18 protein-coding genes and 1 pseudogene are annotated in these 20,764 nt (G+C 39.6%); 1 reads left to right on the plus strand and 18 read right to left on the minus strand.

The features are described 5' to 3' along the window. Positions 1-129 precede the first annotated feature (129 nt). From NQ185_RS14835 to NQ185_RS14850, 4 genes and pseudogenes are all read right to left on the minus strand, one after another. Complete coding sequence (locus NQ185_RS14835; RefSeq protein ID WP_257582851.1) at positions 130-1,611, minus strand: cbb3-type cytochrome c oxidase subunit I; 1,482 nt, start codon at positions 1,609-1,611, stop codon at positions 130-132. Positions 1,612-1,634: 23 nt separating this feature from the next. After that, positions 1,635-2,159: a cupredoxin domain-containing protein gene (locus NQ185_RS14840; RefSeq protein ID WP_257582738.1), complete on the minus strand. Its 525-nt coding sequence runs from the start codon at positions 2,157-2,159 to the stop codon at positions 1,635-1,637. Positions 2,160-2,356: 197 nt separating this feature from the next. Beyond that, positions 2,357-3,306: pseudogene (locus tag NQ185_RS14845) on the minus strand (glycoside hydrolase family 43 protein). 2 nt (positions 3,307-3,308) lie between these two features. Further along, positions 3,309-4,361 (minus strand): aldose epimerase family protein, encoded by a 1,053-nt coding sequence (locus tag NQ185_RS14850; RefSeq protein ID WP_257582739.1) that lies wholly within the window; start codon positions 4,359-4,361, stop codon positions 3,309-3,311. Between the two features lie 179 nt (positions 4,362-4,540). On the opposite strand from NQ185_RS14850, the gene NQ185_RS14855 reads away from it, so the two are divergent. Further along, the gene (locus NQ185_RS14855) at positions 4,541-5,677 is read left to right on the plus strand and encodes a GntR family transcriptional regulator (protein WP_257582740.1); all 1,137 of its coding nucleotides are present in this window, start codon (positions 4,541-4,543) and stop codon (positions 5,675-5,677) included. 244 nt (positions 5,678-5,921) lie between these two features. Here NQ185_RS14855 and NQ185_RS14860 read toward each other — a convergent pair whose 3' ends face one another. The 14 genes from NQ185_RS14860 to NQ185_RS14925 form a co-directional block, all read right to left on the minus strand. After that, positions 5,922-6,335, minus strand: coding sequence for a DUF4870 domain-containing protein (locus tag NQ185_RS14860; protein ID WP_257582741.1), 414 nt, complete (start codon positions 6,333-6,335; stop codon positions 5,922-5,924). A 453-nt stretch (positions 6,336-6,788) separates the two neighbouring features. Further along, entirely contained in the window at positions 6,789-8,519 is a 1,731-nt protein-coding gene (locus tag NQ185_RS14865) for a phospho-sugar mutase (protein ID WP_257582744.1), read from the minus strand. A 17-nt stretch (positions 8,520-8,536) separates the two neighbouring features. After that, the gene (locus NQ185_RS14870; protein WP_257582745.1) at positions 8,537-9,046 is read right to left on the minus strand and encodes a P-loop nucleotide/nucleoside kinase family protein; all 510 of its coding nucleotides are present in this window, start codon (positions 9,044-9,046) and stop codon (positions 8,537-8,539) included. A 180-nt stretch (positions 9,047-9,226) separates the two neighbouring features. Next, positions 9,227-10,312, minus strand: coding sequence for a Gfo/Idh/MocA family protein (locus tag NQ185_RS14875; protein ID WP_257582746.1), 1,086 nt, complete (start codon positions 10,310-10,312; stop codon positions 9,227-9,229). A 167-nt stretch (positions 10,313-10,479) separates the two neighbouring features. Further along, positions 10,480-11,358, minus strand: a complete 879-nt coding sequence (locus NQ185_RS14880) for a sugar phosphate isomerase/epimerase family protein (RefSeq protein WP_257582747.1) — start codon at positions 11,356-11,358, stop codon at positions 10,480-10,482. A gap of 278 nt (positions 11,359-11,636) precedes the next feature. Next, positions 11,637-12,470, minus strand: coding sequence for a carbohydrate ABC transporter permease (locus tag NQ185_RS14885; RefSeq protein ID WP_257582748.1), 834 nt, complete (start codon positions 12,468-12,470; stop codon positions 11,637-11,639). Between the two features lie 15 nt (positions 12,471-12,485). Further along, entirely contained in the window at positions 12,486-13,418 is a 933-nt protein-coding gene (locus tag NQ185_RS14890) for a carbohydrate ABC transporter permease (protein WP_307001162.1), read from the minus strand. A gap of 51 nt (positions 13,419-13,469) precedes the next feature. After that, complete coding sequence (locus tag NQ185_RS14895) at positions 13,470-14,780, minus strand: ABC transporter substrate-binding protein (RefSeq protein WP_257582749.1); 1,311 nt, start codon at positions 14,778-14,780, stop codon at positions 13,470-13,472. Positions 14,781-14,971: 191 nt separating this feature from the next. Then, positions 14,972-16,117, minus strand: coding sequence for a GntR family transcriptional regulator (locus tag NQ185_RS14900; protein WP_257582751.1), 1,146 nt, complete (start codon positions 16,115-16,117; stop codon positions 14,972-14,974). Positions 16,118-16,273: 156 nt separating this feature from the next. Then, positions 16,274-17,368, minus strand: coding sequence for a Gfo/Idh/MocA family protein (locus NQ185_RS14905; protein ID WP_257582752.1), 1,095 nt, complete (start codon positions 17,366-17,368; stop codon positions 16,274-16,276). Between the two features lie 138 nt (positions 17,369-17,506). Next, the gene (locus tag NQ185_RS14910) at positions 17,507-18,073 is read right to left on the minus strand and encodes a polysaccharide deacetylase family protein (protein ID WP_257582754.1); all 567 of its coding nucleotides are present in this window, start codon (positions 18,071-18,073) and stop codon (positions 17,507-17,509) included. Positions 18,074-18,188: 115 nt separating this feature from the next. Further along, positions 18,189-18,872 (minus strand): copper homeostasis protein CutC, encoded by a 684-nt coding sequence (locus NQ185_RS14915; RefSeq protein WP_257582755.1) that lies wholly within the window; start codon positions 18,870-18,872, stop codon positions 18,189-18,191. A 424-nt stretch (positions 18,873-19,296) separates the two neighbouring features. Then, positions 19,297-20,040, minus strand: a complete 744-nt coding sequence (locus tag NQ185_RS14920) for an SIS domain-containing protein (RefSeq protein ID WP_257582756.1) — start codon at positions 20,038-20,040, stop codon at positions 19,297-19,299. After that, positions 20,033-20,761: a creatininase family protein gene (locus tag NQ185_RS14925; RefSeq protein ID WP_257582757.1), complete on the minus strand. Its 729-nt coding sequence runs from the start codon at positions 20,759-20,761 to the stop codon at positions 20,033-20,035. Before NQ185_RS14925 ends, NQ185_RS14920 begins: the two co-directional genes overlap by 8 nt. Positions 20,762-20,764: the final 3 nt, after the last annotated feature.

The following is a 20,764-nucleotide window of genomic DNA, read 5'->3' on the forward strand; positions in this document are numbered from 1 at the left end:
TTCGCCCTTGTTACCCTGAATTCAAACCATTGGCGTGTTTGTCAAGGGCGATTGCGGAGTCATTCCACTAATAACTGGAAAGGGAACTGAGTATCTATTGAGTTTTCATAGAACTTTTGACACTACCCATTATGCTGATTTACGTTGTTGTAAGCCTGATTTTATATCTTTATTTCTTATGTTGATAAAGCGAATAAAGTGGATGGAAAAGATCGCAACTGCAATAACCGCAAAAACTCCGGCAGCCGCTCCGAATAAGGCCGGCCCCATCCATTCTGGAAAATGAGTAGCCCATCTTCGCGGTGTACTTATGGCACCCGACACTAAAAATCCGCCGCTGACCCCGATAAGGGAAAGCGCATATAAAATAACCCCAATTTTATCTATAAAGGTCGTTTTTATCTCACTATCTGTTTTGGCCAGATAGTACATGAAGCCGAAAATCATCACTAAAGCCCCAAGCCCCATATACATATGAAAATGGCCCGGCACCCATTTTGTGTTATGCATAACATGGTTTACAACAATTGTTGCATCGACAATGGCTGGAACTACCCCAACAACCCAACCAAACATAGATAAAAAGATTAAGGAAGACGGAACATCCCATTTAATCCCTGATTTATATACAATCATGAGCGCTCCGTAAGCTGTTACAACAAGAACAGGCAGCCCATTTGCATATGATAAAACCTGTCCCATAATTAACATCCATTTCGGCATGACGGAGTCCATTAACATATGATGAGTATAAATAATCAATGTGAATACGGTTGACATGGTCCACGCAACTAAAAATACTTTATTTGCTTTCCAAGGGCGATTCGTATATTTAGGTAAAATTTCATAAACGGCAATAACGCCCATATAAATAATCGAGTTAGCAAATATATGTCCGAAAGCATATGTTAAATTTTTTGCTAACAGCGGATCAAATGAAAACGCGGGATTGATTGTATTGATTGCATTCATAATCAGGACAACTGCACCAGCTGTAAGCGCGGTTATATTCACGATCGTCACCATTGTACTTGCAATAACGGTTGCAGATGGCGCATCTTTTTCCGCTTTTTTACCGGCAATAACATCCCAGCCTAAACCTTTGCCAAGACTTCCATACTTTTTAATGATCGCCCGTCCCGTTTCGATGTAAAATAATAAAAACCCAACACCGAGAATAAGCATCCCAGCAAGGTATAATAACGCCCCCGCCATTCCCCATGCACCTGCGGATAAAGCTGGTAAGGGATATAAAAATGTCCACGCACTCGCATATTCAAATGAAAAAACGCCAATGATCACCATTAAAACGCCGATTAAAAAGAAAACAAGATGCAGCATTAACACTTTTTTAGACAAATCTACATAGTCCCGTAAAAAGTACCACATGACAGCCGTCCCAGCTAATGCCGCTGTTCCAACCATCCCTGTACCATGAATCGTTAAAAATTGATAGAACCTCGCCGGGGATAAATCAAGCCTCCCCCCTTGAGCCAGCAGCATTAAAACACCAAATACCATCATGACACCGACGACAATAGCACCTATCGTTAAAAAAATGATAATTTCATTATTCTGATTCGAATTTGTCTTTCTTGGATTAACTGTCATTTCCAAATATTCCACCCCCATTCTTAATTTGTGACTGTTATTTCGTCCACCATCACGTGATGTCCCAAACCGCAGTATTCTAAGCATAAAATTTTATATGTACCAGGATGATCAAATGTTATAAACACTTTATTCGTATACTCCGGCATTGCTTGCGTTTGAGCAATAAGGTTCATGTCCTCATCATAAATTCCAAATCCATGATTCACATCCGAACTCGTCACATGAAATTCGATTGTTTCCCCAGCCTTAAACTCCCGCGCGCTTAGCTTATACCCGAATTGAAGCGCCTCCACATCAACGATCGTCGGCTCTTCCCCCTTTGCATATACCGGCTGATTATACGGAAGCTCCCTTAACGTATAAATAGTCACAACGAGCATCAAAACGACAAGCGTAATCCCATAAAACGTCCTTGCTTTATACCACTTCTTCTTCACAACCTCATACTCTTTCCTCTTTGTTGAATTCATGGCTACAAATAAAAATACTACCGCAATCAGTAACATAAAAACTAAACTCACAATCCATGCCACACTTTGAACCATACTTTCACACCCTCCTTTTTTCAAAAAATAACCATTAACTTTAATGTACCTTATGGAAGGAAGCGTGAAAGTGATGGCTATCACAGAGAAGGACTTTTAAATTAGAAGATGTTTTTTTGGAGGTGGTGGAACGCAGAAAAAAAGCCACTCCTTGAAATAGCTGAAGTGACTTTTCGAATTAATCTTTTTTTAAAAACTTATTTAGAATCTGCTTCTGGAATTCCAAAGTTCGGAAACCCGTCCCCATTCCACGTAAACACCTTCGCACGTGCATGACGATTCGGGTCCCAAAGCGGGTCGCCTTCGATTTCCTTATAATTTCGTGCATGGTAGATTAACACGTCATGCTTTCCATCCTCTGAAACTGTGAAACTATTATGCCCTGGTCCATATTGACCTGTTTCTTCATTAGTTTTAAAAACCGGCTGCTCGGCCTTTGACCAAGAGGCAGGATCCAATAAATCACTATCCTCATCCGCCCACAAAAGTCCCATACAATAGTTATAGTCTGTAGCGCTTGCAGAGTAAGAGATGAAGATTTTGCCATTTCTTTTTAAAACGGCTGCCCCTTCATTTACTAAAAGCCAATTACTTCCCATGGAAATTCGGGTTTTGTAATCATAACTTGAGGAGAGCTCAACGTCCATTGATTTTCCATTTTTGCGATATACAAATTGGAGTTTCCGTTAATATTCGGATCCTTCTGCGCCCACACATAATATCTCGATCCTCTATGTTCGAATGTGGTCGCATCCAAAGAAAAAGATTCCCAATCTGTTTTAACTTGTCCTTTTTCGACCCAATCCCCTTCAAGCGGGTTTGCAGATGCATTCTCAAGCACGTACATCCTGTGATCAAAAATTTGATCTGCTCGTGCCGCCGCAAAGTGGATATACCATTTTCCATCGACAAAATGGATTTCAGGAGCCCAAATATTCGCACTCATCGGACCACTCTCATACTTTTTCCAAACTGTAACAGGTTCCGCCTCACTCAAACCTTCAAGCGTTTTCGCCCTTCTCACTTCAATTCGATCATAAGCAGGAACGGACCCGGTAAAATAATAAAAACCGTCCGTATGCTTATACACCCACGGGTCTGCCCGCTGTTCAATAAGCGGGTTTTTATAAGTTGTGATTGTTTCCATCATCATTCTCCCACTACACTAAATTTAAATGTTGTGACTGAAGAAAATGGCTTGTCTTTTTCTAATACCCATGAAGGGAAATGATTATTGTGAACAGCATCAGGCAATCCTTGTGTTTCCAAGCAAATTCCAAGATGCTTCCGCGGCTGAACGCCGTATATTTCGTCATCGCCCGCAAGCTGATTGGACGTATATACGACAACGCCCACCTCATCTGTTTCAACGATCATTTGACGGCCGCTTTCCGGATCTTTTAAAACAATTTCCTCGTTGCGGTTCTCGTTCAATATAAACGGATGGTCATATCCGCCTCCAGCAAGCTGGTTTTGTGGATGGTCTGCTTCCTTGCCGCTGCGAATGAAACGACCTCGGCGAAAATCAAATGGAGTTCCTTCCACATTAGCAAATTCCCCAGTCGGCAATAAATTTTCTTGCAGTTCAAGGTATTGATCACTTTTTAACGTAAGCTCGTGATCAAGAATATCGCGCTTTAACTCACCGCTTAAATTAAAATAAGAATGATTCGTAACATTTAAAAGCGTCGCTTCATCAGATATCGCTTCATATTGAATCTTAAATTCATTATCGTTGTTAAGTGTGTATGTAACGTTCATTTTTAAATTTCCGGGATATCCTTCTTCGCCGTCCGGACTCATATAAGAAAATTTTACACTTACTTCATCAGCCTTTTCTTCCGTTTCGGCATCCCAAACCACTTTGTCGAACCCTCTTATCCCACCGTGCAGATGGTTGCCATTTTCATTTTTAGCAAGAGAATACGTTTTTCCATTTAGCGTAAATTCCGCGCCGCCAATTCTTCCTGCAACTCTCCCGACAACACAACCAAAATAAGCGGTATTATTAAGGTATCCTTCCAACTGGTCGTAACCCAAAACGATATTTTCGAGTTCTCCGTTTTGATCGGGAGTGTAAATTTTCGTAATTGTGCATCCATAATCTAGAGTCGTCACTTTTACACCATGATCATTCTCTAAAGTAAAAGCAGTTACAGTATTAGCATTCAGTTTTCCAAATTCTTCTTTTTCTATCTTCATTGGATCTCCACCTTTCATTCTTCTATTGTCATCATAGTCCCGATGTACGTACATGTCAATTTCAAAATTCTTATTAAATAGTGAATTTAAAACATACAATTTAGTTTCTTTATCGTGTATAATGGGAATAATTGTACGAATAACTATTTAAAAACGAACAACTTGAAAGCAGGGATTTTATGGGTAAGCCCGCAAAATATATGATGGTCATTGATACAATAAAAGAATGGATTGCAAACGGCGAAGTGAAGCCTGGTGAGAAAATATATTCCGAAAATGAACTCGCAAAGATGTTCAATGTCAGCAGACATACGATTCGTCAAGCTGTAGGTGAACTCGTCCACGAAGGACTACTATATAGGGAACAAGGTGCTGGAACGTTTTGCACGAGTCAAGCAGAAACAACGAATATTTCCGGCCAACCCGCACCCATTTCCGGTAAAAATATTGGAATTATCACAACGTATATTTCAGACTATATTTTTCCAGCCATCATTAGAGGAATGGAATCATATCTCACATCAAAAGGCTATTCACTTATTATATCCAGTACCGATAATGATATCGATAAAGAAAAGCAATGTCTTGAAGCGATGTTAAGCAGAAATATTGATGGTCTAATTATTGAACCGTCAAAAAGCAGCGGATTCAATCCGAACATTCATTATTATCTTGAGCTTGAACAGAAAAACATTCCTTATTTAATGATAAATCAATACTATTCTCAATTAAATCCTCCATATATGATTCTTGATGATGAAAAAGGCGGATTTATTGCGACGGATCATCTGATTGAAGCAGGCCACGAAAAAATCATCGGTATTTTTAAAACAGATGACATGCAAGGGGTCTATCGGATGAAAGGCTTTATCCGTGCGTTTCGTGAGCATAAAATTCCATTTTTAAATGATACGATCATTTCTTATACGACCGAGGATCTCGCTAGTGGATTTGAGAATAAAGTTAAAGAAGTGTTGGCCGATCCGAAAAGGGTGCCAACAGGCATTGTTTGCTATAACGATGAAATCGCACTTAAAGTCATAAATATTTTACGTGAGGAAGGCCTAAGTGTCCCTGACGATATCTCGATTGTTGGTTACGATAATTCATCATTAGCAGAAGCCTCCGAAATAAAATTAACCTCCGTCAACCATCCAAAAAGTAGAATGGGACTTGATGCAGCAAAGTGGATCATCGATGCCGTTGAAAACAATGGAAAATCGGACAAAAACCATATTACGTATGAACCAGAGCTTATTATCCGCAGCTCCACAAAAGTGGTAGTTCAAAAAGAAGCGTTAGGTTCATCGAGATAAGAGCTCTCTTGCAGAGCTCTTTTTTTGAAGGCTCTTTTCCCAAACATTGTTGCTGATTGATATAAATCTAAATAACGAGAAATAGATTTTATTCTTGTAACTGATATAAAATGGGAAAAGAGCTGCGAGCTGCTAAACTTCCAAATTAGGAGTAAAATCCGGTTCTTGGGCTTTTACAAAAAACAAACTTTAAAGAAATAACCTATATGAAAAAGATCCCTTAATTAAGGGACCCTTGAAAAGATCATTTCAATTGTTTGTCTGATAGCTCCCCGAGGATAGGAAGCTTGAAATACTTGCCCTGGTATGCTTGGTACATCAAGATGATCCATAGTATTACCATGACTGGAGTTAAAATTAGATTCATAATCCAGCCGATAAGTGGAATAACCGTTAGGATAATGCTTAGTACAAAATATACAGCCGATAATGCAATGGATTGCATCGCATGGAAACGAATGAATCTATTTTCTTTCTCAACTAATAAAAATACGATTCCACCAACAAACCAGAATAAATAACATAATAAGCCCGCAACATTCTCCGATAAACCTGTTGAATTAACTGTATCATCCTGTTTTTGCTTCTTCACCTGTGTTTTCGGCTCATCAACGACGTCCTTAAAAATCGGTTTTTCGTTCGAATTCTTGTCCTCCATTCCACCTTCCTCCTTCCGCTCTTAGTTCACAATTCACTGTTATTTTATTCACGAAAAATAAGAATAGATTACCTTTTCAAAAAATAATAATGTTGCAACAAAGATTGAAGGTTCTATTTCATATTAGATCTGAAATTTTATCAATTTAAAGGGTTGGAACTTTGAACGGGAATTGGAGCCGGTTGAACGAGAATTGAACCTTGATGAACGGGAATTGGACCTTGATGAAAGGGAATAGAAACGGGATGAACCTTTGAACGGGAATTAGAGCCGGTTGAACAAGAATTGAACCCTGTCAAAAGGGAATTGAAACGGACTGAGCGGGAATTTGACCTTGATGAAAGGGAATAGCATCACATTAAAGGGCAATAGAACGGACTTAAACGGAATATGCCCTGCGAACCACAAACAAAAAGCCAATTCTCCGGACAAATTCGAGAATTGGCTTTCATCTTAATTTTTTACTAAGCGATCAACGAGCTCCATTACTTCATTTTCGAGTCCACTTATCTTATTTGCGCTATCGTCCATCGATTCGCCTTTAACGGCAAAGTAGAATTTTGCTTTTGGTTCAGTTCCGGAGGGTCTGACGCAGAACCAGGAACCATCGGCAAGTTTGAATTTTAATACATTCGATTTTGGCAACTCGATCGTGGTTTTCACACCATTCGCAACATCTAGGCTCTCGCTTGTTCCGTAATCTTCAATTGTTGTCACGGCAATTCCGTTTACTTCCTTTGGAGGATCGTTTCTGAACGTTTCTATAATGCCGGCGATTTGCTCTGCACCATCTTTACCTTTTAATGTAAGTGAGCGCAGCGATTCTTTATAATATCCATACTTTTCAAATAGCTCCATCAAGCCGTCATAAAGTGATTTTCCTTGCATTTTATAAAAAGCCGCGACTTCTGCAGCAAAAACTGCCGCTTGAACCGCATCTTTATCACGGACAAAATCGCCGATCAAATAGCCATAGCTTTCCTCATATCCGAATAAAAACGTATGGTCACTTGTTTCTTCAAACTCTTTGATTTTTTCACCGATGAACTTAAATCCTGTCAGCACATCCATTGTTTCAACGCCGAAACTTTCAGCTATGGCACGGCCAATTTCCGAAGTTACGATTGTTTTCAAGACAACACCATTTTTAGGAAGTGTTCCATTTGTACGTTTCTGCTCGAGAATATAGTGCACCATGAGTGCTCCAACCTGATTACCTGTCAATACCTCGTAATCGCCGCTCTGATTTTTTACCGCGACTCCAAGACGGTCTGCATCGGGATCTGTTCCCATCAGCACATCTGCATTGACTTCCTTCCCGTAACGAATCGCCAACTCAAATGCAGCATGTTCTTCTGGATTAGGAGAGGCCACCGTTGAAAAATTAGGATCTGGAAGTTCCTGTTCTTTCACGACCGTCACATTTCCAAAGCCAAATGCGAGAAGCCCGTTACGAACCGAGTGATTGGCGGTTCCGTGCAATGGAGTGAATACGATCGCTAGATTCTTATCTACTTTATCACTAAGATGGATTGATTTCATCACTTCTGTATAGGCATTATCCACCTTTTCGCCAATATATGTAAGCAGCTCTTTTTGTAAAAGTTCCTGTTCATCTGCAACCTCAATGTTCAATTCGCTGCCGGCATCCTGAACATAACGGATAATCGTATCAGCTTCTAAAGGCGGCAGCTGTCCTCCATCCTCGCCATACATTTTTAATCCATTGTATTCAGGCGGGTTATGGCTTGCTGTAATGACAACTCCTGCATATGCATGTAAATAACGGACGGCAAAGGACAGTAGCGGAGTTGGGCGTAATTCTTCAAACAGATATGCCTTTATTCCATGCTTTCCTACCGTTTTTGCCACCTCAAGCGCAAATTCAGGAGACATATGCCGTGAATCATAAGCAATCACGACTCCGCGCGCCATTTTTTCTTCGCCTTGCTCTGCTATAAAACGAGCTAAGCCTTCCGCCGCTTTTCTAACCGTATATATATTCATCCGGTTAATCCCCGGCCCAATTTCGCCGCGCATTCCACCTGTTCCAAACTCTAATTCCTTATAAAAACTATCTTCAAGCAGCTTTTCATTTCCCTGATTGGCTGCTAATGTTTCCTGTAAATTCTTATCAAGCGACTCAAATTCCAGCCACTCATTCATCTTTGTCTTCCAAGACATCGTGCCTGTCACCATCCTTAATTTGTCAGTTCAAATCTTTTCTCTTCTATTATATCTTTTACAATATCGGCAGGTTGTTTATTGGTCGTATCGTATAGAAACGGCTCATTGAACGGTGTTTCATTTTCCAACTGATTTAGTAAAAATAGCGATCGATCAATCATATATGTATCCCCGCGTCTGGTAATGCGATTTACCAATATTTCCTTGTCTGCCCGAAGAACAACGTATTTAAACTTTATTTCCAAATGGGAAAAATATGCGCAAAACCACTCTAATTCATCTTCCACAACAAAGTCAATCACGACGTTAAGCTTATGCTGCAAAAGATTTTTCGTCACATCGACAAGGTTTTTCCATGCAATCCACAACCGCTCCTCCCATGGAAGCATTGAATGATCATCATAAAAATGAAGAAGATGATCACCTTCTACAAGAGCACAATTTGGAACTAGCCTGGCAATTTCTCGAGAAATAGTTGATTTCCCAACGCCGCAAGGTCCGGAAATGATGTAAATGTATTGCAAGAACATGTCACCCCCAGTAATATAGGTGGTCCCTATCTATAAACGCCATATCGATTATACCATTTAATTTGTAAATTGTTTGTTGTTAATTGGAGGATTTAATAAGCTATAATGATCAATAAGAACACTGATTAAACTAAAAAAACTCGAATCCTATTAGAATTCGAGTTTTACAGCAAATCAAACTTCTGGAATCACGATATCCACTTCTTTACCAATCTCCGAAGATCGCAAAATACCATCAATAATTGCTTGATTGATTAAGATTTCCTCACCAGGAATTGGTGCTGGTTTTCCTTCCTGAATCGCAACGACAAAGGCACGGACCTTTTCATAGAAAATATTAAAGTTATGTTGTTGGATTGGAATTGGGCTTTCTGTATGATGCCCTTGGATGTCATGGAACAATGTGATCGAGCCGATTCCACCATCCCAGACACCGCTCCACGGACCGCTTCCAGCAGGTGTCAGTTTCAAACCTGCATCTGTTCCTAAGAACAATGTTGGCCCAAGGGAATCCATATGCATCGCCCATGAGATTTTAAAATTTAGAACCTTTCCACCCTCGAGTCGTACAAGTGCTACACCGAAGTCTTCCACTTCAAATCGATCAGCTTGTGAATGATATGTAGGACTTGTTCCGAAATGGTTCGATGTAAAAGCTGATACGCTTAATGGTTTTGGATAGCCAAGAGCGTTTAATGCGAGATCAAGAGAATAACAGCCAATATCCGCCATCGCCCCAGCACCTGCAAGCTCCTTATTAATGAAGGTTCCGCCCGGCATTCCACGCCTGCGTCCGCCGCCTGTTTGAACGTAATATACGTTCCCAAGCTGTCCGGATTGAACGATTTCTTTTACAGCTTTCATATTAGGATCATATCTTGGCTGGAATCCAACGGTTAAGATTTTTTCCGCCTTTTTACCAGCCTGAACCATTTCGACACCTTGCTCCAACGTGACGGCGAGCGGTTTTTCGACTAGTACGTGCTTCCCAGCGTTCAGTGCATCGACACTTGTCCGATGATGCGCCACATTTGGTGTACAAACGCTGACACCATCCAAATCCAATTCTAATAATTCCAAGTGACTGTCAAAGGCTTTCGCATCAGTCAGGCCAAGCCTTTCGATAAATTCAGCCGCTTTTCCAGGAATAACATCCGCTACTGCCACAATTTCAACATCCGGCATTTGCAAATATGATCTTGCATGTGCCCCAGCAATTCCACCACTGCCGATAATTCCGATTTTAATCGTCTTCGTCATAATATCCTCCTCGTTCAACCCTTACTTAAGGCTGTTTGCTTAAAGTTTTTGTAAAAGCTTAAAAGCCCGCTTTTACACTAATTCGGTTCTTATGAAGATACCCGCTCTTTTCTCAGTTGGATTATTCATTTTGAATAAAGATCCACTTTTAGGATGAGAATAGAGTCTTACTTAAAAATTCTTTCCAAGTTTTCTTTCGCTTTTATAATGCCTTGCTGTTCTTTTTCAAGCGTTCCCCAGTAACGATGATCCTCTAGTTCGATACTGATTGGACCATTGTAGCCAAGCTGATCCAAGCGAACCGCAACTTTTTCCCACTCGACAGCGCCATGACCTGGAATTGTATATCTCCATGAACCTTCTGAGAAGCCATATTTTGTTCCGAAAGTAGCTGGTAGAATACCAACATCATAGAGATCATCTGTCAAAATTTCCGTATCTTTTCCGTGAGCGTAGTTTATTTTCTCGCCAAACTCCGTTAAAAAGCGCAAGTAGTCGATACCTAAACGGACAAGATGAGATGGATCATAGTTTAGTCCAAAATGCTTGGATGGAATCACTTCGAACATTGCACGCAGCATTTCTGGTGTGCATCCAATCGTTGGATAATGAGGTGCAGGGCCTGGCCAACCTTCAAGCGCAAAGTATACGCCAGTTTCTTCGGCATGCTTCACGATATCTGGAAACGTTTCTTTCCAAATATCAAAGCTCTTAGAGCGTGATTGCGTAACATCTGTTGGTCCTAAGCAAATGAAAATAGTTTTGCCGCCGATTTGAGAGATTTCAGTAATTTGATTTTTCAAGGCGGAAACTGCTTCACTGCGGACAGCTTCATCTGCGTTCAACAAGTTCGTCAATCCTACAGCTCCAACTCCATCAATGGAACCTACTTCCAACCCAGCACTTTCTAAAGCGTTTTTTACCTCTTCGTTATAATATGGGACATCAATTACATCTATTCCGGAACTTTTGGCCCAACTGCTAAGTTTCTCCATTCCTAATGCCCCGAGCTTTGGCGGGATGCGCATACCTATTTGAAAAGCCATTTAACAAACCTCCATAGAATTTATTTTTTGAAATTTCATCAATTTAAACTTGAATTTCATCAATTAAATCAAAAGTTTCATCAATCAGGACAACATTTTCATCAATTGACCATCAATTTTCACCAATTAAAGTAATAGTTTCATCAATCTGCTGTCCAATTTTACCAATTAAATCAATAGTTTCATCAATCTGCTGTCCAATTTCATCAACTAAACTTTCATTTTCACCAATTAACGAATGAATTCTATCAATTCATCCTCGGTTGCAACAACCAAAATTACTTAATACCACTAAACGTAATCCCTTGAATAAACGTCTTTTGCATAAAGAAGAACATGATGATAATCGGGAGTGTCATCATAGTCGAAACTGCCATCATCATTCCCCACTCCGTACCCATTTGGTTTTGGAACTGTTGGAGTCCGAGTGATAATGTATACTGCGTTTCATCAGTCAAGTAAAGCAAAGGACCAAGGAAATCTGTCCAGCTGCCCATGAATTGGAAAAGTCCTACTGCAAGTAAAGCGGGCCTCGCCAAAGGCAACATAATTTGTAAATAAATACGTAATTCAGATGCACCATCAATTTTGGCCGAATCTCTTAACGTATCCGGAAGTCCTAAGAAAAACTGACGCAATAAGAATATGTAAAATGGCGCTCCGAAAAAGGCTGGAATGATTAATGGAAGTGGAGTACCGACCCATCCCATTTTATTGAATAACAAGAATAACGGAATCATGGTGACTTGTCCTGGAATCATCATGACGGCAATCGTAATGATAAAAAATGCATTACGTCCCTTCCAGCGGAGCTTCGCAAAGCTATATGCCACTAGCGGACAAGAAATAATGATTCCTATCGTACTAAAAATCGTAATGACAACCGTATTTTTCAAATAAGTGAAAAATGGTATATACGACATCGCTTCAATATAGTTCTTAAAGCGAAACGGACTCGGAATCCATTCAGGTGGAAATGTATAGATTTGTGTGATCGGTTTCAATGAAGTCGACACAAGCCAAATGAATGGAATGATGAAAAATATAGACGCAATAATAAGAATTAAATGTGCTAATGAATATTTAATCCTCTTTCTAACAATCGGTTGCATTCGACACACTCCTTTCTACTCACCTTGATAGTGGACCCAACGTTTTGATGTTATGAAAATCAATGCTGTTAATGCCATGATGATGACAAATAGAATCCAAGCCATCGCTGAAGCATAACCCATCTTAAAGAACTTAAATCCATTATCATATAGATACATGACATAGAAGGTCAGAGAATTCGCTGGAGATCCTTGTCCGGCAGTCATCGTATACGGTAACGTAAATTGTTGGAACGCCCCGATGATTCCCATTACTAAGTTAAAAAATATAACTGGCGTTAGCAACGGAATAGTAATATGACGCGTTCTTTGTATCCAATTCGCTCCGTCGACCTCGGCTGCTTCGTAAAATTCCTCTGGTATATCACCTAGACCAGCCAAGTAGATAATGACCGCTTGTCCAATTCCCCAAAGCGACATTAATATCAATGAAGGCTTAGACCACTTCACGCTACCTAACCAGTTAGGTCCTTCAATTCCAAAAAAGTCTAATGTTCCATTAATCAAACCGAATCCAGGGTTCAATAGCCACATCCAAAGTACTGCTAGGGCAACGTGTGGAACAAGTGTCGGCAAGAAATAGATTGTCCGATAAACCGCAAGTCCCTTGACCTTCATATTAAGCATCATGGCAAGGGCAACCCCGAAGATTATGCTGAGAGGAACAAAAAAGACGGCGAAATAAACGGTATTATAGACTGATTTCCAAAACAGATCATCGTTCATTAATTCCTTATAATTATCTAGGCCAACAAAATCTCCCGGTTGTAATATACTATATGTTGTAAAGCTAAAGTAAATGGAAGAAAATAGTGGAATGGCAAAAAACACAATCAATCCAATGACCCACGGAGATGCAAATAGCCAACCAGTTAAATTTGCCTTAAAACTTATTGAACTTTTCTTTTTTGGTTGGACTACGACACTTGAAGTTTCAATTTTCGCCAAAATTAGCAGCCCCTTTCATAAATAAAAGGGAGGTATAAGCCTCCCCTTTTATTATTTTTTCAATGCTTTATTTACAGCTTCTGTCGCTTTATCTAAGTTTTCCTGAGCTGTACCATTACCCCTTGTTGCATTCTCAGTAGCTGAAGCAAGTTCATTCCAAAGCAATTGACCTTCAGGAATAACAGGTCTATGGTGAGAGTTTGGAAGGATGTCAACAAATTCTTTTAAAATTGGATGTTCACTGCGTCCTAGCTCTTCGTTTACAGCAGGTTGAACAGAGAAGTCACCTTCAAGCTTAGAATAATAAGCTTTTGCACCCTCAGGGCCACCGAAATATTTCAAGAATTCCCAGGCAGCTTCAGTATTTTTAGCTCCTTTAGGAATAATAAAGCAGTGTCCACCGGACCAAGTAGTGAAATCAGTTCCAGTTGGTGTTGGAATTGGCGTTACGCCGTAATTTAAATCTGGCTTAAATTTATTAATTCCTGTAACAGTCCAGTTTCCATCAATTTTCATACTAAGCTGTCCTGAAATAAATGGATCCAACGCATCACTACCTGCAGAACTTTCAAATCCAGAAATATCTTCAACATTGTATTTATTACCGAAATCAACCATCCATTGCAATGCTTCTACAACTTTAGGATCGTTAGCTGTAACTTCACCTGTACTTTCATTGAAGAATTCACCGCCGAATGACCAACCCCAGCTGTAAAGCCATCCTTGACCATACCAAGGAATAAATCCAATACGTTTAAAACGGTTACCTTCTTTGATTGTTAACTTTTCAGCCGCAGCTTCTAGCTCATCAATCGTTTTAGGCGGGTTCTCAGGATCTAGTCCAACTTCTTTGAAATGATCCTTGTTGTAATATAACAAACGAGAATCCGTGGAGTATGGAATCGCATACAATTTATCTTGATAACTTGCCTCATCCCATGCATATTGATAGTAGCGGTCTTGAGAAATGCCATCTGCTGCAGCCATATCTGTTAAATCTGTTAATGCACCTTGGGCTGCCCATGATCCAACTTTAAATCTGTCAAATGCAGCTACATCTGGAGGATTACCGCCTGTTACAGATGTAAGTAGTTTTTGGTCTGCTCCTTCATTAGCCTCTGTATAAACCATCTTGATTTTTATATCAGGATGCGATTCTTCAAAACTTTTAACCATATTTTCCAACGCTTCTAACCCGATACCTGTACTACCATGCCAAAACGTAACTTCTGTCTTGCCGCCTTCTCCGCCTTTATTTCCACCAGACGCTTTATCCTTCGAAGAACAGCCAGCTAGAAATAACGATAAGGAAAGGATACTAATAATCACCATTTGACCGAATTTCTTTACGCTTTTACTCACTTTTACACCTCCGGTTTTTTTGAAAAATAGTAAACTAGCAAACACTAAAACACCACACCCCCTATCAACCGCTTACATTCAAAATCTATGTAATTTTCTAAGATGTCTATATATTCAATGTAATCAACATAATATATTATCTTATATCAACATGTCAATCGTATTTTTACAAAAAAAAAAGAAGAATTTTCTCAATTCTTCACTGAAGCCTTTAAAATCGCAGTTGATAACCCTTCAACCAAATCAAAATTTAATAATTCCGTTTTAATTTTTTCCTCACCGTTAATCTGAGATATTAATCGTCTGACCGTTTTTGCCCCCATCTCTTCTTCTCTTTGCTTAATATGGGTAAAGGCATGCTTGCCAATGATTGAATGAACCGCGTCGAAACAAACAAAAGAGTAATCTTCCGGGACTTTTCTACCAATTGATTGGATGACATGTGATAGGATCGTTGCAAAGGCATTTCGGCATGCAACGAACGCTGTGATTTCTGGATGATTTAAAATAAATTCCCGCATATTCTCAATTTCCATTTCATATTCTGCTTTCATCGACTCATCGAAAGCTAAATCAGATCCATTATTCATAAAAATATAATCTGGATTTATTTGTTTATGCTGCTCTGTATGCGCTAATTGGAAACCTTTTATACGATCCTCTAGGACGGTAGTCCCATCATAAGGGGGCGTAATATAAGCAATATGCTGATGCCCAAGTGACATTAAATACTCAGTAGCCTCTTTGGCAGCCCTTTTATTATCAGTTAAAATGGCACTAGCTTGAATTCCACGTAAATAGCGGTCAACGAGGACAATCGGAAACTTTTTTAAAACAAGTTCAAGTATTTTACGATTATAATGTTCACCATGGATAGGCAAAACAATTATCCCATCGACCCCTGCATCTACAAGCTCCTCAATCGCATTTTCCTCATCTTCGATTTGATCCCGAGTAAGCTTCATTAAAAGATTCGCACCATATTTTGATGCATGGTGCTCAATCGCTTGTACTAATTTTGTGCCATAGCTATCCGAAAACCCTGGAATAACTAGGCCTATCATCAATTCTTTTTTTATTCCAGCCGTTTGTACACTATTGAGCATATTATCCGGCTCTTCGACTGAATAAGTAACAAAGGATCCTTTCCCTTGAACTCTCTCTATAATTTGGTCCTGAGCAAGCAAGTCCAACGCTTTTTTGGAAGTAATTCTACTTACTTGAAACTCATCGGCCAACTCTTTTTCAGAAGAAATTTTGTCTCCTTGTTGTAATTCCCCGCTTCGTACCTTTTCCAAAATATTCTCATAAATTTGTTTATATAATGGCACATTCATAGTCGCATCACCTTATAAGTTGATATAATCACTATATCAACTTTTTCTAAAATATCAATAAAAAGTTTTAAAAATTTTTAAAAAACCGTATCCATCTGACTATTACACTAAAAAACCTCCGAATCAATTTCCGATTCGGAGGTTTCTTTTAGAAAATTAAGCAAATACTTCTTCAAGATACACAGCTTTACCTGTTTTAGCAGATTCGTAAATCGCTTCAAGGATTTGTGTAACAACGAATGCCTCTTCAGGTTTTACTAATGGCTCAGTATCGTTAATGATACTTTCGATCCATTGACGAGCTTCGATGTCCGCATCAGATTCAACGCTGCCATCATAGAAAGCTACTCCACCAGGACCTAAATCAACTTTAGTTGTGTAGAGCTTGCTATTGTCTTCACCGTTAATGCGAAGGCCTTCTTTCATATCCGCTCCAGCTTCAGTTCCACTTAAAGAAACTTTTGCTTCATCCACATCTAAAGTATTAAGTGCCCAGCTTGATTCTAGAACGATTGTTGCACCGTTTTCCATTGTAATGAAACCAAATGCAGAATCTTCTACTTTAAATTTCTCTGGATCCCATGATCCAAATGCGTTAGCTGCATTTTCTTTTTGACCTAATTTATGGTATGTCGTACCAAGTACAGCTTTTGGCTTGTAGTTATTCATCATCCATAATGTTAAGTCAAGAGCGTGCGTACCGATATCGATTAGCGGGCCGCCACCTTGTTTTTCTTCATCAAGGAATACGCCCCAAGTAGGAACAGCACGACGACGAATCGCATGAGCTTTTGCATAGTAAATTTCACCTAGGTCACCGCGCTCACACAATGTATGTAAGTGTAGGCTATCAGGACGGAAACGGTTGTTATAACCGATAGTTAATTTTTTACCAGTACGCTTGGAAGCTTCAACCATTTGACGAGCTTCTTCAGAAGTTTTTGCCATTGGCTTTTCACACATTACATGCTTTCCAGCCTCCATAGCAGCGATGGAAATTTCAGCATGTGAACTATTTGGAGTAAGAACGTGAACAACATCAATTGATCCGTCCTCAAGTAATTCTTTATAATCAGAATATACTTTAGCACCTTCAGCTCCATATTGAGCTGCCGCTTTTTCTGCTTTTTCAACTTCGATATCGCAAAATGCTACCAATTCTACTTGCTTAAGTTTGGACAAGCTTGGCATATGTTTACCATTTGCAATACCGCCGCATCCAACGATTGCTAATTTTAATTTCTCTGACATCTCAGCATCCCCTTTTCTAGAAACTTCGCTTTAAATTTAAACGTTTTCAGGCAAATAGTCAATATAAAAGTTGGGACATATTGTGTCCTTATCAAAAAAAATATATTTTTATAGATTCCCATGGATAGGAAAAGACAATTATAATTCGCGAAGAGTGACCATCTCATACCCTTCATCATGCAAAAACTTTATTACCGGCTCCACTGCTTCCACCGTAGTTGGGTGGATGTCGTGCATTAGAATAATAGATTGATTACGTACTTCTTCTTTTACAATTTGCAAAATAGCTTCAGGATCACGGGATTTCCAGTCTAGTGTATCGACGGTCCAAAGTACCTCGGTCTCGCCAAGTTCTCTAGCAATCTCTTTAACCGATTCATTTGTGTACCCATATGGAGGACGGAAATGGACAGGAGCTTCCCCGATTACCGTTTTAATCGTCCTTTGTGTCGTTGAAATTTCCTCTTCTACTAGGTGATCTTCCAAAATGCTTAAGTCAGGATGATTCCATGTATGTGAAGCAATTTCATGACCATTTGCAAAAACTTCTTTCGTTATAGTAGGAAATTCATCTACAAGTTTACCAATCTGAAAAAATGTTGCCTTCACATCATACTTTTCAAGGATTTTTAATATTTTCTGCGTATTCTCTGGGTGTGGACCATCATCAAATGTTAACGCTACTCTTTTTTTAACATTTTCCATTACGCGTCACCTACTACAAACATATTTTGAAAGCCTTGTCCTTTTAATAATACTAAAAATTTTGAATACTATCCATAAATATTTGCTAAAGAGAAACCTCTTCGTTTTGAAGAGGTTACTTAAACATTTGTTTAATTTTCTCTACCTTTTTTTGTTCTATCTGCTTCATAAAACTATTATCCTCCCTCACTCCGGAGCCGAAATGGATTTCAGTTGGACGAATATCATCGTAAAATTCCTTAAATGTTTCAACGCGAAGACCATACCCAGGCATAATGTTAAGATGGGTATTTTCCGCTAGTTCCATGAGGCGTTTGATCGTTGGAACAGACTCTGTAGCAGGCTTTCTTCCTCCTGCTGTAAGAATCCTTTTCACTTGTTTGAATTGGGTCAACACTTCCAATGTTTCTTCAAGATTCCGCGAAAAATCACTGGCGCGATGAAATGTAACATCCAGTTCTTCCGCTTCGTTAAGAAGCCGCTTCATCACTTCAACATCTACTCGCCCATCTTCTGTAAGCGCACCGATGACAATTCCATTAGTCCCCAACTTTCGAACCATTCGAATATCACGCACCATCGTATCCACCTCGGCAGGTTCGTAGAAAAAAGACTGGCTATGCGAGCGAATAATGACATTAATCGGAACGGTCGCAATCTCCAATGCCGATTCAATCAGCCCGAAGCTTGGCGTAAATCCTTCCTCTTTCATGCCAACACACAATTCAATACGATCCGCACCATATTCGCACGCCGCTTTTACATCTCGAATATGGGTAGCGATAATTTCTAAAATCACGAGAGACTCCCCCTTTCAAATTCATTGTACGTTATTTGCGGTTGATATTCGATTTTTAGAAAGAAGCAAGATTTTTATTGAGGAACTTCGTTGATTAATTAAGGAAGTTCCCGTTTGAATTGAATTGAGGATATTTGGACTTAATTGATGAAGTTTTAACGTAATTGATGAAACTTTGCCACTAGGTGAAATTTCAAATCTAATGAATGCAGTTCAACGTAAATTGGTAAAAGTCGACCCTTAATTGATGATAATCCGAACGTAATTGGTGGCAAGACTTGAGATCTGATTGATGAAAGTTTGATCTTAATTGATGAAGCTTTTGACCTAATTGGTGAAATTCAAGACTTAATTGATGGATTTTTAACTCAATTGGTGATTATTAAGACTTAATTGATGAAACTTTTATCCTATTTGATGAAATTCACAAACCCTTCGTCAATAACGGGATTCTAGCTTCATATTTCGACACCAACTCTTTATTGTGGTCATCGGACCCTTCAATATTGCCACTTAAAAAGATTGGCGGTTCGAATCCAGCCTCTGCCATTAAGGCAATCGCTTCCGCAAAAATAGCATTCAAAATAGCGGCGCCTACTACGGTCGAAGTTGGTGAAAAGGGCACCTCCACTTTTTCATGGGTCAAAACAGCATCGCCAATCGGAGAGTGATTATCAATTGCTAGATCAACCGCGTCGTACAAGCGTTTTCCTGATTCGTGGCGTGAAGTCTGACTATTGGAGTATTCAAATGAGGTGATCCCAATGACAAAAGCCCCCTTTTCCTTCGCAATTAAAGCGGCATCAACCGGGACTGGATTTCTGCCTGATGTCGATAGGACGATCATGACATCATGATCTCGAATATCCTGACCATCCATAAAAGAATGGGCATAATGATTTTTTCGCTCCAGCTGTGATGATAGCATGGCCCCTTCGTGCAGCATGAGCAGTTCATGGAAAATCGGCTTGATTGGGACCAATCCGCCCGCTCTGTAAAAAACTTCCTCCGTTAAAATATGAGAATGTCCACAGCCAAAAAGCTGCACGATCCCGCCTTTTTCAATAGCCGTTGCAATGTTAGAAGCCGCTTCTTTCATCTTTCCGCGTTCAGAGTCTAAGACTACCATGAATTTTTCATTAATTTTACCAAAATAAGCATCAATCATTCGTCTTTCCTCCAATCAACATGTCGACCATTTTTTCCAAAGCCGTCTCAACAATTTTCCGTCCTTTTTCCTTTGTTGCAAGCGTCGCATCTCCTAGCACCGCACTTTTTGTAAAAGTTTCCCACGGTGTCGGAGTAAAATCCGCCGCCTCCCCAATCGTTGGAACATCATTCAGGGCTCGTTCCATATCTACAAACTCCTCAGCCAAATAAAGCATAATGCTTGTCTCAATTTCGCAAGCATGAAAATAAGTACCATGGACTGATTTCGTCTCACGAATATCTTTTACAACTGCATTCATCCCTGGATAGAAAAAATAAAACACTTTAAATTCAGGAATCTCGTCATATAAAACCCTCGCTGCTTCTTTTAACGCCACTTGATTTCCGAGATGACCATTCACCATCGCCCAAGTTCTGAAGCCCTGATCATAAAGACTTCTACCTATATCAACTAAAAAAGAAATCAATGAATCATTGGAAATATTGATGCTCCCCGGAAAATTCCGTAAGCTCCACACTTGCCCATACGGAAGGCTCGGCATTACAAACGCACCAACTTTTTCAGCAAGCAGTGTCGATAACCTTTCCGCTAAAATCGTATCCGTACTAAGGGGGAGATGAGGACCATGTGCTTCCACTGCACCTATCGGCAAAATGGCAATGTTCGATTGTAAGATTTTATCCTTCACTTCATATGAATTTTCCATCTCAAATTTCACAAA

Source organism: Lederbergia panacisoli, assembly GCF_024626525.1.
GTDB lineage: Bacteria > Bacillota > Bacilli > Bacillales > Bacillaceae_C > Lederbergia > Lederbergia panacisoli.

Bases quoted from the DNA above. Each gene is read 5' to 3' on its own strand.
- NQ185_RS14835 (WP_257582851.1), bottom strand. From the start codon at position 1,611: ATGACAGTTAATCCAAGAAAGACAAATTCGAATCAGAATAATGAAATT.
- NQ185_RS14840 (WP_257582738.1), bottom strand. From the start codon at position 2,159: ATGGTTCAAAGTGTGGCATGGATTGTGAGTTTAGTTTTTATGTTACTG.
- NQ185_RS14850 (WP_257582739.1), bottom strand. From the start codon at position 4,361: ATGAAGATAGAAAAAGAAGAATTTGGAAAACTGAATGCTAATACTGTA.
- NQ185_RS14855 (WP_257582740.1), top strand. From the start codon at position 4,541: ATGGGTAAGCCCGCAAAATATATGATGGTCATTGATACAATAAAAGAA.
- NQ185_RS14860 (WP_257582741.1), bottom strand. From the start codon at position 6,335: ATGGAGGACAAGAATTCGAACGAAAAACCGATTTTTAAGGACGTCGTT.
- NQ185_RS14865 (WP_257582744.1), bottom strand. From the start codon at position 8,519: ATGTCTTGGAAGACAAAGATGAATGAGTGGCTGGAATTTGAGTCGCTT.
- NQ185_RS14875 (WP_257582746.1), bottom strand. From the start codon at position 10,312: ATGACGAAGACGATTAAAATCGGAATTATCGGCAGTGGTGGAATTGCT.
- NQ185_RS14880 (WP_257582747.1), bottom strand. From the start codon at position 11,358: ATGGCTTTTCAAATAGGTATGCGCATCCCGCCAAAGCTCGGGGCATTA.
- NQ185_RS14885 (WP_257582748.1), bottom strand. From the start codon at position 12,470: ATGCAACCGATTGTTAGAAAGAGGATTAAATATTCATTAGCACATTTA.
- NQ185_RS14900 (WP_257582751.1), bottom strand. From the start codon at position 16,117: ATGAATGTGCCATTATATAAACAAATTTATGAGAATATTTTGGAAAAG.
- NQ185_RS14905 (WP_257582752.1), bottom strand. From the start codon at position 17,368: ATGTCAGAGAAATTAAAATTAGCAATCGTTGGATGCGGCGGTATTGCA.
- NQ185_RS14910 (WP_257582754.1), bottom strand. From the start codon at position 18,073: ATGGAAAATGTTAAAAAAAGAGTAGCGTTAACATTTGATGATGGTCCA.
- NQ185_RS14920 (WP_257582756.1), bottom strand. From the start codon at position 20,040: ATGATTGATGCTTATTTTGGTAAAATTAATGAAAAATTCATGGTAGTC.